This is a genomic window from Enterobacter cloacae complex sp. 6730903, assembly GCF_048283985.1.
GTDB lineage: Bacteria > Pseudomonadota > Gammaproteobacteria > Enterobacterales > Enterobacteriaceae > Enterobacter > Enterobacter hormaechei_C.
On the sequence record NZ_JBLVXX010000009.1, the window covers coordinates 136,276 to 148,060 of the forward strand.

The 11,785-nt window shown below is 55.3% G+C and carries 12 protein-coding genes; 3 read left to right on the forward strand and 9 right to left on the reverse strand.

All coding sequences use genetic code 11. The features are described 5' to 3' along the window. Nucleotides 1-5: 5 nt before the first annotated feature. The 3 genes from gltD to ACNQ0W_RS07150 all read left to right on the forward strand — a co-directional run bounded on the left by gltD (nucleotide 6) and on the right by ACNQ0W_RS07150 (nucleotide 4,144). Entirely contained in the window at nucleotides 6-1,424 is a 1,419-nt protein-coding gene (gene gltD / locus ACNQ0W_RS07140) for a glutamate synthase subunit GltD (RefSeq protein ID WP_017382721.1), read from the forward strand. Nucleotides 1,425-1,611: 187 nt separating this feature from the next. Next, nucleotides 1,612-2,862 carry a cytosine permease gene (gene codB, locus ACNQ0W_RS07145; protein WP_062933429.1) on the forward strand — a complete coding sequence of 417 codons (1,251 nt, stop codon included), beginning with the start codon at nucleotides 1,612-1,614 and terminating at the stop codon, nucleotides 2,860-2,862. Beyond that, nucleotides 2,852-4,144 (forward strand): cytosine deaminase, encoded by a 1,293-nt coding sequence (locus ACNQ0W_RS07150; protein WP_062933430.1) that lies wholly within the window; start codon nucleotides 2,852-2,854, stop codon nucleotides 4,142-4,144. Before codB ends, ACNQ0W_RS07150 begins: the two co-directional genes overlap by 11 nt. Before the next feature lie 89 nt (nucleotides 4,145-4,233). Here ACNQ0W_RS07150 and nanQ read toward each other — a convergent pair whose 3' ends face one another. The 9 genes from nanQ to rplM all read right to left on the reverse strand — a co-directional run bounded on the left by nanQ (nucleotide 4,234) and on the right by rplM (nucleotide 11,451). Next, complete coding sequence (nanQ, locus tag ACNQ0W_RS07155; RefSeq protein WP_062933447.1) at nucleotides 4,234-4,701, reverse strand: N-acetylneuraminate anomerase; 468 nt, start codon at nucleotides 4,699-4,701, stop codon at nucleotides 4,234-4,236. Beyond that, nucleotides 4,701-5,573 (reverse strand): N-acetylmannosamine kinase, encoded by an 873-nt coding sequence (gene nanK, locus ACNQ0W_RS07160; protein WP_062933446.1) that lies wholly within the window; start codon nucleotides 5,571-5,573, stop codon nucleotides 4,701-4,703. The genes nanQ and nanK overlap by 1 nt, the downstream gene beginning before the upstream one ends. Before the next feature lie 88 nt (nucleotides 5,574-5,661). Continuing rightward, entirely contained in the window at nucleotides 5,662-7,152 is a 1,491-nt protein-coding gene (locus ACNQ0W_RS07165) for an MFS transporter (protein ID WP_015572000.1), read from the reverse strand. 112 nt (nucleotides 7,153-7,264) lie between these two features. Further along, nucleotides 7,265-8,158 (reverse strand): N-acetylneuraminate lyase, encoded by an 894-nt coding sequence (nanA, locus tag ACNQ0W_RS07170; RefSeq protein ID WP_045338301.1) that lies wholly within the window; start codon nucleotides 8,156-8,158, stop codon nucleotides 7,265-7,267. A 122-nt stretch (nucleotides 8,159-8,280) separates the two neighbouring features. Further along, nucleotides 8,281-9,063 (reverse strand): transcriptional regulator NanR, encoded by a 783-nt coding sequence (nanR, locus tag ACNQ0W_RS07175; RefSeq protein ID WP_017382717.1) that lies wholly within the window; start codon nucleotides 9,061-9,063, stop codon nucleotides 8,281-8,283. A gap of 102 nt (nucleotides 9,064-9,165) precedes the next feature. Further along, nucleotides 9,166-9,663: a ClpXP protease specificity-enhancing factor gene (gene sspB / locus ACNQ0W_RS07180; RefSeq protein ID WP_062933448.1), complete on the reverse strand. Its 498-nt coding sequence runs from the start codon at nucleotides 9,661-9,663 to the stop codon at nucleotides 9,166-9,168. A gap of 5 nt (nucleotides 9,664-9,668) precedes the next feature. Then, on the reverse strand, nucleotides 9,669-10,307 hold the full coding sequence (gene sspA / locus ACNQ0W_RS07185) for a stringent starvation protein SspA (protein ID WP_003860438.1): 639 nt from the start codon (nucleotides 10,305-10,307) through the stop codon (nucleotides 9,669-9,671). A 307-nt stretch (nucleotides 10,308-10,614) separates the two neighbouring features. Further along, nucleotides 10,615-11,007 carry a 30S ribosomal protein S9 gene (gene rpsI, locus ACNQ0W_RS07190; RefSeq protein WP_003860436.1) on the reverse strand — a complete coding sequence of 131 codons (393 nt, stop codon included), beginning with the start codon at nucleotides 11,005-11,007 and terminating at the stop codon, nucleotides 10,615-10,617. Nucleotides 11,008-11,022: 15 nt separating this feature from the next. Beyond that, entirely contained in the window at nucleotides 11,023-11,451 is a 429-nt protein-coding gene (gene rplM, locus ACNQ0W_RS07195) for a 50S ribosomal protein L13 (RefSeq protein ID WP_003860434.1), read from the reverse strand. Nucleotides 11,452-11,785 lie beyond the last annotated feature (334 nt).

An 11,785-nucleotide genomic window follows, 5' to 3' on the forward strand; every position in this document is an offset into this window, starting at 1 on the left:
TTCAGATGAGCCAGAACGTTTACCAGTTTATCGACCTTCAGCGTGTTGATCCGCCAAAGAAACCGCTGAAGATCCGTAAAATTGAATTTGTTGAAATCTATGAGCCGTTTTCAGAAGGCCAGGCCAAAGCACAGGCAGACCGCTGCCTGTCCTGCGGTAACCCTTACTGCGAATGGAAATGTCCGGTCCATAACTACATCCCGAACTGGCTGAAGCTGGCCAACGAAGGGCGTATTTTTGAAGCCGCCGAGCTGTCTCATCAGACCAACACCCTGCCGGAAGTGTGCGGCCGCGTGTGCCCTCAGGATCGTCTGTGTGAAGGCTCCTGTACGCTGAACGACGAGTTTGGCGCGGTGACCATCGGCAACATCGAACGCTATATCAACGATAAAGCGTTCGAGATGGGCTGGCGTCCGGATATGACCGGTGTGCGTCAAACCGACAAGCGCGTAGCGATTATCGGCGCGGGCCCGGCAGGCCTGGCCTGTGCGGACGTGCTGACCCGTAACGGCGTGAAGGCGGTGGTCTTTGATCGCCACCCGGAGATTGGCGGCCTGCTGACCTTCGGTATCCCGGCCTTTAAGCTGGAAAAAGAGGTGATGACCCGCCGCCGTGAAATCTTCACCGGCATGGGCATTGAGTTCAAACTCAACACCGAAGTGGGCCGCGACGTGCAGCTCGACGACCTGCTGAAGGATTACGACGCCGTGTTCCTGGGCGTGGGCACTTATCAGTCCATGCGCGGTGGTCTGGAGAATGAAGATGCGCCAGGCGTGTACGACGCGCTGCCGTTCCTGATTGCGAATACCAAACAGCTAATGGGCTACGGCGAGACCGCCGATGAGCCGTTCGTCAGCATGGAAGGCAAACGCGTGGTGGTGCTGGGCGGCGGTGATACCGCGATGGACTGCGTGCGTACCTCCATTCGCCAGAATGCGGCGCATGTTATCTGTGCCTACCGTCGTGACGAAGAGAACATGCCGGGCTCTAAGCGCGAAGTGAAAAACGCACGTGAAGAGGGCGTCGAGTTCCAGTTCAACATCCAGCCTCTGGGTATTGAAGTGAATGCCAACGGTAAAGTGAGCGGCGTGAAGATGGCGCGCACGGAGATGGGTGCGCCGGATGCGAAAGGCCGTCGTCGCGCGGAGATCGTGGCCGGTTCTGAACACGTGATCCCGGCTGACGCCGTGGTGATGGCGTTTGGTTTCCGTCCTCACAGCATGGAGTGGCTGGCGAAGCACAGCGTAGAGCTGGACTCTCAGGGTCGCATCATTGCGCCAGAAGGCAGCGATAACGCGTTCCAGACCAGCAACCCGAAAATCTTCGCCGGTGGCGACATCGTTCGCGGCTCTGACCTGGTGGTCACAGCGATTGCCGAAGGCCGTAAAGCGGCTGACGGGATCATGAACTTCCTGGAAGTGTAAGCCCCTCTGACTCCCCGGCAGAAGCATAAAGCGGAACGCTGGGGAGCCTGTTTTCAGTAGCCTGCCCTAAAGTTAATGGTACCTTTTTAAGCAAAAAAGCAGCCTAAATCCCGACGTAAACGTTTGCTTTCATGAAAAAAATGTATATTATGCGGCGGATTTTTTGGCCAAAATTCAAGGAGGCGTTGTGTCGCAAGATAACAATTATAGCCAGGGCCCCGTCCCTCTGGCGGCGCGGAAAGGCGTGGTTCCACTCACTTTTGTGATGTTAGGGTTAACGTTTTTTTCCGCCAGTATGTGGACCGGAGGCACGCTCGGTACCGGTCTTTCCTATAATGATTTCTTCCTTGCAGTTCTCTTCGGCAATCTCCTCCTCGGTATTTACACTGCTTTTCTTGGCTACATTGGCGCAAAAACCGGCCTCTCAACCCATCTTCTTGCGCGTTACTCGTTCGGTATTAAAGGTTCCTGGCTTCCCTCCATGCTTTTAGGCGGTACGCAGGTAGGATGGTTTGGCGTCGGCGTAGCGATGTTTGCCATCCCGGTGAGTAAAGCCACGGGCATCGACGTGAACATCCTGATTGCGGTTTCCGGCCTGTTGATGACGTTAACCATTTTTTTTGGCATCTCGGCACTGACGATTTTATCCATCATCGCCGTACCCGCTATCGTCATCCTGGGTAGCTACTCCGTCTGGCTGGCGGTGGACGGCGTGGGAGGAATGGACCACCTCAAATCCATTGTGCCGCAGACGCCGCTCAACTTTTCCAGCGCGCTGGCGCTGGTTGTAGGCTCGTTTATCAGCGCAGGCACGCTGACCGCCGACTTCGTCCGCTTTGGCCGCAATGCCAAAGGTGCCGTTCTGGTGGCGATGGTGGCATTTTTCCTTGGCAACTCGCTGATGTTTATCTTCGGTGCGGCAGGCGCTGCCGCCGTAGGACAGGCCGATATTTCTGACGTGATGATCGCCCAGGGACTGCTGCTGCCGGCCATTGTCGTTCTTGGCCTGAATATCTGGACCACCAATGACAACGCGCTGTACGCCTCTGGTTTGGGTTTCGCCAATATCACTGGCCTTTCCAGCCGTACGCTGTCGGTGGTAAATGGCATTATCGGTACGCTGTGCGCGCTGTGGCTTTACAACAACTTCGTTGGCTGGCTGACCTTTTTGTCGGCAGCGATTCCGCCGGTTGGCGGGGTGATTATCGCCGACTACCTGATTAATCGCCGCCGCTATGCCAGCTTCGACCACGCAAAATTTGTGTCCGTTAACTGGATTGCCATTTTCTCGGTCGCCCTGGGTGTTGCTGCCGGGCACTACATTCCGGGAATTGTCCCCGTTAACGCAGTATTGGGTGGCGTCTTCAGCTATTTGGTGTTAAACCCATTCGCCAAACGTACCCTTGCTAATCCTTCGGAGGTTTCCCATGCAGAATAATTCCCTCACTATCCGTCAGGCCCGTTTGCAGGGGCAAGAGGGTTTATGGCAAATCACGATTGAGGACGGACGCTTCAGCCGTATCGATCCTCAGGAAACCGCCTCTGCGCCAGTCGGTCAGGTGCTGGACGCCGAATGCGGGCTGGTTATCCCTCCTTTCATCGAGCCGCATATCCATCTGGATACAACGCAAACGGCGGGTGAACCGAACTGGAACCAGTCCGGCACGCTTTTCGAGGGAATCGAGCGCTGGGCCGAACGCAAGGCGATGCTTACCCACGAAGACGTTAAAACTCGCGCGATGCAGACCCTGAAGTGGCAAATCGCCAACGGCATTCAGTACGTACGTACACACGTTGACGTCTCGGACCCCACCCTTACGGCACTGAAAGCCATGCTGGAGGTGAAGCAGGAAGTCGCCCCGTGGGTCGATATGCAAATTGTGGCATTCCCGCAGGAAGGCATTCTTTCTTATCCGAACGGTGAAGAACTGCTTGAGGAAGCCGTGCGTTTAGGGGCGGATGTCATCGGCGCAATCCCCCACTTTGAATTTACGCGTGAATATGGCGTTGAGTCGCTGCATAAAACGTTTTCCCTGGCCAGAAAGTACGACCGACTGATCGATGTCCACTGTGATGAAATTGATGATGAACAATCGCGCTTCGTTGAAACCGTTGCCGCACTGGCACATCGTGACGGAATGGGTTCACGCGTGACCGCCAGCCATACCACGGCGATGCACTCCTATAATGGCGCGTATACGTCCCGACTGTTCCGCCTGTTAAAAATGTCAGGCATTAACTTCGTGGCAAACCCGCTGGTTAACACGCATTTGCAGGGCCGTTTCGATACCTATCCCAAACGCCGAGGCATCACACGCGTCAAAGAAATGCTGGAAGCGGAGATCAACGTCTGCTTTGGTCATGACGACGTTTTCGATCCGTGGTATCCGCTGGGAACCGCGAATATGCTTCAGGTTCTGCATATGGGACTGCACGTTTGCCAACTGATGGGTTACGGGCAAATAAACGATGGGCTTAACCTGATCACTACCCACAGCGCGAAAACGCTCGATTTGCAGGACTATGGCGTGCGCGTTGGCAATTCAGCAAACCTGGTGATTCTCCCGGCAGAGAATGGGTTTGATGCAGTTCGTCGCCAGACGCCGGCACGATACTCTGTTCGCCACGGCAAGGTGATTGCCGAGACGGTGCCCAGCCAGACAACCTTACACCTGACGCAGCCGGAAGCGGTGACATTTAAGCGCCAGAATATCGAATAACATTGCCGGATGGCGGCTGCGCCTTATCCGGCCTGCAAATTGCCTTATGCCCGCAGGCCTGATAAGCGAAGCGCCATCAGGCCTATAAACTACGTGCCCAGCAAGCGGGCGCGTACCTTCACCACGACTTTCTTTATCTCGCCTGGCTCAAAGATTGCGCATCCTGGCTTATGTGGCTCTCCCGGCATAAATACGGCGCACATCCCCGGCCGGAGGGTGACACACTGTTCGCCTGCAATCTCACTGCACAACTGATAATCTTCTTCAGGATGAAAATCTTCACGCTGGCGTGCCGAGCCCGTCACGCCAAAGAGGATGCGCTCTTCTCCCGTCAATAACACCTGGATATCAATATATTGCTCATGCAGTTCCGCTTTCTTCTGGTCTGGAAACTGCGTGGCAAACGTCATCACGTTCATGAAGATATCCTCACCGCGAAGCTGATAACGTCCTGCCGCTTTTTCCAGCGGACGGGCAGCCAGCGCGAGGGTTAGCGCCTCCAGAAGAACGGGATGCAACCCCGTGGAGGGAAGCGTCCGAATCTCACCAAAAAACATCATCTTTCTCCCTGAGCTAACAGCGCCGCGCCCAGTAAGCCCGCATCGTGTCGATAGTGCGCGGCGGTTAATTCAACGTGATAAACAGAAGGATGCTCCTCAAGATACGCGCGGACCCGCGCCAGATACCCTCCTGCCAGCCCGATGCTGCCGCCAATCACCACGCGCTGGCAGTCCATCACCGCTTTCGTGTCGGCAATAAGCCGCGCCAGTACCTGTGCAGAACGTTGGACCAGTTCCGCCGCCTGTTTATTTCCCTCTGCCGCGCGCGCAAAAATCGTTTTTGCATCGCATCCTGCAAGCTCTCCCCTGGCTGCGGCGGCAATACCGCGACCAGACGCGATGGCTTCCACGCACCCCACGCGACCACAGCCGCATTGCAGGCCGTTTGGATCGGCGAGCGTATGCCCAAGATGCCCTGCCAGTCCGCCGCTTCCGGTCACGAGTTTCCCGTTACTGACTACGCCGCCCCCCACGCCCGTTGAAACAGTCAGGAATACCATGTCTTTAATTTCCTTCGCACTAACGTGATATTCCGCCCATGCCGCAGCCTGAGCATCATTGATCGCCAGGGTCGGCAAACCCGCTATGTCTTCGAGCGTCTGCACCAGCGGAAAATGGTGCAATCCTCCGAGATTTTGCGGGTTAATCGCCAGCAGATTGCCGTCCTGAATGATTCCGGTTGAGGCAATGGCCGCACGCGTCGCCTGGGTCTGTAACGGCTTGACCAGCTCAGCCAGCGCCTCACGCAGCGCGTCAGGCGTCTTACTGGCGGGCGTAGGGCATTCGCGTCGCGCGTGGATCTGTAAACCGTCATCCACCAGGGCGGCGGCAAGTTTAGTTCCACCTATGTCTATCGCCAGTGTCGTCATAGCACCGCCCCGCTCGGAAATGTTTTTATCCCGTTGTGACATACCTCATCCCTTACGACTGTGCCCGGTACAGGTCCGGGCAAGCGGATTAACTTTTGCTTTTCGCTAAAGCGCTTTTATCGCCGCCAAACGGGACGGCTCCGCTGAAAGGTTTACCGTCAATAGCGTCATGCGTACGCAGGGCTTCTGGCCTGATCCAGCGCTGAACGCGGGAGGGCATATCCAGACCAATAAGCAAGATCACCACAAACGTCAGGCCAAAGGAGAGCGATCCCAGGGCCGTGCCCAGCGCCATATCCTGCGACAGCAGCGCGCCAATCACCGGGGCAATCGCGCCGCCCAACGCGCCAACGTTGTAGGTAAAGCCCAGACCCGCCGCACGCTGGTCGGTATCGAAATAGCCACCGATGAGTTTGGGTAAGATCCCGGAGATCCCCTGCCCCAGCATCTGCTGGAAAAAGAGTAACAAGCCCAACACCCAGACATTGGCGCCGCCGATCGCAAAGACGGGAACAATCAGGAGCTGTGAGGCCAACAGGCTACAGACATAGGCCTTGCGGGTGCCAAGCCAGTCACCGAGAAAACCACCCACGCAGCAGCCTACTGCCGCGCCGAAGCCGCTAAAGAACAGCACCTTCGCCACCGTTGAGGGATCATAGGCCAGGTCGGTTTTCAGATAAGTGGGTAATAGCGCCTGAATCGGCCAGGAGTAGAGAAAGGCGAAGAGTACGACAACCATCAACGTGACGCCCGTCGGCCAGCGTTTACCGCTGCTTTGCACCATAAAGCTGATAAAGACGATGGCGCACAGCAGGCCGAGAATAACGACCAGCCCCGCGTTGTTGAGTTCGCCTGCAAAACAGAACCACAGCGCCGTACCGGCAAACAGCGTCATCGCCATATTGATGACGCGGTATTTGCCGCGATACAGAATATCAACCATGGTGCGCACCGGGGCTTTGCCTTCGTGCTTCGCTTTCCAGTCCTCAGCTTCCGGAATATTTTTCCGCAGCCACAGGGCAAAGACGATGGGCAGAATACCGATAAAGAACAGCGCCCGCCAGCCCCAGACGGGCACGACAAGGCTGTAGACCTGGGCCGCAACCACGGCGCCGACGGAGAAACCGGAAATCAGAAAACCACTCGCCTTGTTGCGCAGGTGCTTTGGCCAGCTCTCAATCACATAGGTTGCGCTGGAGCCATATTCCCCCGCCATCCCCATGCCTATCACCATGCGGGCGATAAACAGGGTGACGTAACCCGGCGCAAAACCGCAGGCCAGCGTACCGCAGGAAAAGAGCACGATGCTGGTGATCATCGCCAGCTTGCGGCCATAGCGGTCGCCCATGGCGCCCAGCAGCAGGCCGCCGAACCAGCGCGATATAAAGGCCGCCGAAATCAGGCTCGCCGCTTCCACTGTCGTCAGGGCAAACTCGCTTTTTATTTCTGTCAGGACTAAGGCTATCAATACAAAATCGAAGCCATCAAGCAGATATCCCAGCCAGGCGGCGGAGAAGGCGCGCCACTGAGGACGGGTAAGATGGCGGTACCACGGGATGCTTTGGGTAGACTTACTCATTTCACTCTCCCGACGATTTCTCTGTCGTTTTGCCGGATGGCGGCTGCGCCTTATCCGGCCTACGTAGCATGTTTTTGTAGGCCGGCTAAGACGAAGCGCCCCCGGCTATGCGTTAGCGTTTTTCCGCCATTAGCTGCTCCGCCAGCGCTTTCAGCGCTGGCACGAATTTTTCATCCACAGGGGCAAACGGCTTACGGCACAGCGGCACGGATACCACGTCCATATAGTGCAGAACCGTTTTCAGACCACGGAACACCCCGGCTTTAATCAGCAGATCGATCACCGTGTTGCATTCGCTTTGCAGGCGCTGTGCGGTGGCGTTATCCCCTTCACGAACCGCTTTAGCGATCGCCTGGTAGCGCCAGCCCATAATGTTGTAGGTGCTGCCGATCCCCCCGTCCGCGCCGGCCAGCAGGCCGGAGGCGAAAATCTCGTCATAACCGTTGTAGAGCACCAGATCCGGATGTTCACGACGGATCTGCTCCATCTGGAAGAGATCGCCGGAGGTTTGCTTCAGCGCGCCGACGCCAGGCAGCGTTACCAGCGTGTTGATCTGATCCAGGCTTAACTTCACGCCGCTTAGCGCAGGGATGTTATAAACCACCATCGGCAACCCCTCCGCGGAGTCAATAATTGCACGATAGTGGTCGCAATGTTCTTCAAAGCTAAAGGGATAGTAAAACGGTGTGACGGCGGACACAGCGTCAAAACCGACGCGGGCGGCGGCCATGGCTAACTGCTGGCTTTCCGCCGTGCTGACGCAGCCAACATGGGCGATGAGCGTGATTTTCCCCTTCGCCTCTTCCGCCACAATCTCCATCACCTGCTCTCGTTCCGAAAGGCTCTGTACAAAGGCCTCTCCCGTTGAACCGCCGACGTACAGCCCATCGATACCCTGTTCAATATTGAACCGCACCAGACGGCGCAGGCTTTCTTTATCCAGCATCTGCTCAGAGTTAAACGGGGTCAGGAGTGCGGCCATTACGCCGCGTAATTGCGTTGCCATAGTTACCTCAATCGATCGTGTGTTTGTTATAACGACATACCTTTATACCTGTTATACCAGATCAATTAAGCAGCAGTAGAATACAGAACGCTTATATTGCGATCTGCTTCACTAAAGGATCGTTATTTTTTGGCTTTTGAATGCTGGCCGAAAGCGTGCCAGGTGGCGGAGACGCTGTTAAGGTGAGTTTGCAACGCCCGATCCGCTTCATCCGGATCCCGGCGGCGGATCGCATCCACAATTGCGATATGCTGGCGATAGCTGACTTCATTATGCTGATAAAGCTCTGCGTCCGGCACTTTAGGACGCGCCGCAATTAACCAGTCTAGCAGCGCAACGTGGATCGCATTGAAGATCGGATTGCCGGGGATCTCCGCCAGCACGCGGTGAAAATCGACATCGGAACGAATAAATAGCGTGTTGTCATCCAGGGACTGGCTGTTGATCTCCAGGGCTTTCGTGAGCTGCGCAATCTGATCGTCAGTGGCATATTCTGCGGCATAACGAACGAGGCTGGATTCAAAGAACAGGCGAAGCTGCTCGAAATGGGCAATACCGCCGGGCTGGGTCAGAAAGTCTTTCGCCATTCCCGACAATTCACTGATGATGGTATCGGCAGACGGCATGGTTACGCGGGCACGTTCACCGTTGTTAATCTGCACAAGCCCTTTACGCTTTAGCGCCGCCAGCGCTTCGCGCACCGAGGGGCGACCCACGTTGAAGAACTCCATCAGTTCGCGCTCGGAGGGTAACTGCTCTCCCTGGGCAAATTCCTTCCGACGGATCATCTGCTCCAGCTCTTCTTCCACCATATCAGACAGTTTTTTGCGCGCCAGCGGCCGACGGCGCAGGCTGCGACCAATGGTTTCATCAGAGTTTTCAGCTTTAAGATCAGTCGGTTTCATTGCAGTCCGGTGCCATTGAAGGAAAACAGTTCATCATAACACAGGAAATTAGAGGGGGCGAAAAGGGACGGAAAGCAAAACAGGCCCGTCGGGCCTGTTTGTTTATTTCACAACGCGCAGTGCGGGACGACCACCGCGTGGTGGTGGCTCGTCATCCGGATCGGTGTCGTCATTATGATCGGGTTTATCGCCATCAATGACAGACATTACCGTGTCGCTTTCGCGTTCATCGGATGCCTCATCATCATTCAGGCTGGCAACCTCTTCATCATAAGCCGCTTCCGGCTCGAACATGGTGCCCGCACCGTTTTCACGGGCGTAGATAGCCAGCACAGCTGCCAGCGGCACGGAAACCTGACGCGGCACGCCGCCGAAGCGCGCATTAAAGCGCACTTCGTCGTTCGCCAGCTCCAGGTTACCCACTGCGCGTGGCGCAATATTCAGTACGATCTGTCCGTCGCGCGCGTATTCCATTGGAACCTGCACACCCGGCAACGTCACATCCACAACCAGGTGCGGCGTGAGCTGGTTATCCAGCAGCCATTCATAGAAGGCGCGCAGCAGATACGGACGGCGTGGTGAAAGTTGTGACATTTCCACAGTCATTAGCCTCGGCCGAGACGCATTTCACGTTCCGGTTCAGTTAAGGATGCCAGGAAAGAGTCGCGCTCAAAGACGCGAGTCATGTAGCCTTTCAGCTCTTTTGCGCCAGGGCCGCTGAACTCTACGCCCAGGGTTGGCAGACGCCACAGCAGCGGAGCCAGGTAGCAATCTACCAGGCTGAACTCGTCGCTCAGGAAGAAAGGCTTTTGACCAAATACCGGCGCAATCGCCAGCAGCTCTTCACGCAGCTGTTTACGTGCAGCATCCGCTTCAGAAGAGGAACCGTTGACGATAACGTTCATCAGCGAGTACCAGTCTTTCTCGATACGCTGCATGTACAGGCGGCTTTCACCACGCGCAACAGGATAAACAGGCATCAGCGGCGGATGCGGGAAACGCTCATCCAGGTATTCCATAATGATACGGGATTCCCACAGGGTCAGCTCGCGATCCACCAGCGTCGGTACGCTTTGGCTCGGGTTGAGATCGATCAGATCCTGAGGCGGGTTATCCTTTTCCACATGCTCGATCTCAAAACTGACACCCTTCTCGGCCAGCACGATACGAACCTGATGGCTATAAATGTCAGTAGGACCAGAAAACAGCGTCATTACCGAACGTTTGTTGGCAGCGACAGCCATGAAAACCTCCAGGTATATTCAGAATTTTTACTGCTACCAGCCCAACGGGGCCAGCCAGATGATGTATCGCCCATCCCAGAGAAGACACATTGTTCAAGAATCGAACAAAAATCGAGTATTCACCGATATTTGGGCAGAAAATTGGATGATAGTTTACCAGATTTTGATGGCTTTGTGGTGAGGGGATTCCGGAAATGTGGAAAAAGAGAAGATATATGAAATGTTACTGTGGATAACCTGCGCATTATCCATAAAAAAACCCGCCGAAGCGGGTTTTTCGCCAATCGTTCTGCGTAAGCAGAATGGATTAACGTTTGGAGAACTGTGGACGACGACGTGCTTTACGCAGACCCACTTTCTTACGTTCAACCTGACGAGCGTCACGAGTAACGAAGCCAGCTTTACGCAGTTCAGAACGCAGGGATTCGTCGTACTCCATCAGCGCGCGGGTGATACCGTGACGGATCGCACCTGCCTGACCGGAGATACCACCACCTTTAACGGTGATGTACAGATCCAGTTTTTCTACCATATCAACCAGTTCCAGCGGCTGGCGAACTACCATGCGGGCAGTTTCGCGACCGAAGTATTGTTCCAGAGAACGCTGATTGATTACGATTTTACCACTGCCCGGTTTGATGAAAACGCGAGCTGCGGAACTTTTGCGGCGACCAGTGCCGTAGTATTGATTTTCAGCCATTGCCTATAATCCCGATTAGATGTCAAGAACTTGCGGTTGCTGTGCCGCGTGGTTGTGCTCGTTGCCTGCGTAAACTTTCAGTTTACGGAACATAGCACGACCCAGCGGGCCTTTTGGCAGCATGCCTTTAACCGCGATTTCAATCACACGCTCAGGACGGCGGGCAATCATCTCTTCAAAGGTCGCTTCTTTGATACCACCGATGTGGCCGGTGTGGTGGTAGTACATTTTGTCAGTACGCTTGTTGCCGGTAACAGCAACTTTGTCAGCGTTCAGAACGATGATGTAATCACCGGTATCAACGTGCGGAGTGTATTCCGCTTTATGCTTACCGCGCAGGCGACGAGCCAGTTCAGTAGCCAGACGGCCCAGAGTTTTACCGGTCGCGTCAACAACATACCAGTCGCGCTGTACGGTTTCTGGTTTAGCTGTAAAAGTTTTCATTAAAAGCTTACCCAAATAATAAGTTACACGTTGGTGAACACCCAAACGTTTAGTCAGTTGAGGTTCACACGACAAAGTCCGGCAAACCTACCCCTTCGAATAGCACATGCCGACACATAGAAAGTTTCGGGAAAAAAACCTTCTCGTAACGTGGGGTCGCAAGATTATAGAGAAGTTGAGGTCAAAGATCGACCCTTAAATGTGATTTGGAATGGGTTTTTCGGGGTCAGGTATTGTGCGGTCTGGTGCCCTCACCCCCAGCCCCTCTCCCACAGGGAGAGGGTAGCGTATGTTAAGGCCTGATGCCCTCACCCCCGGCCCCTCTCCCACGGGG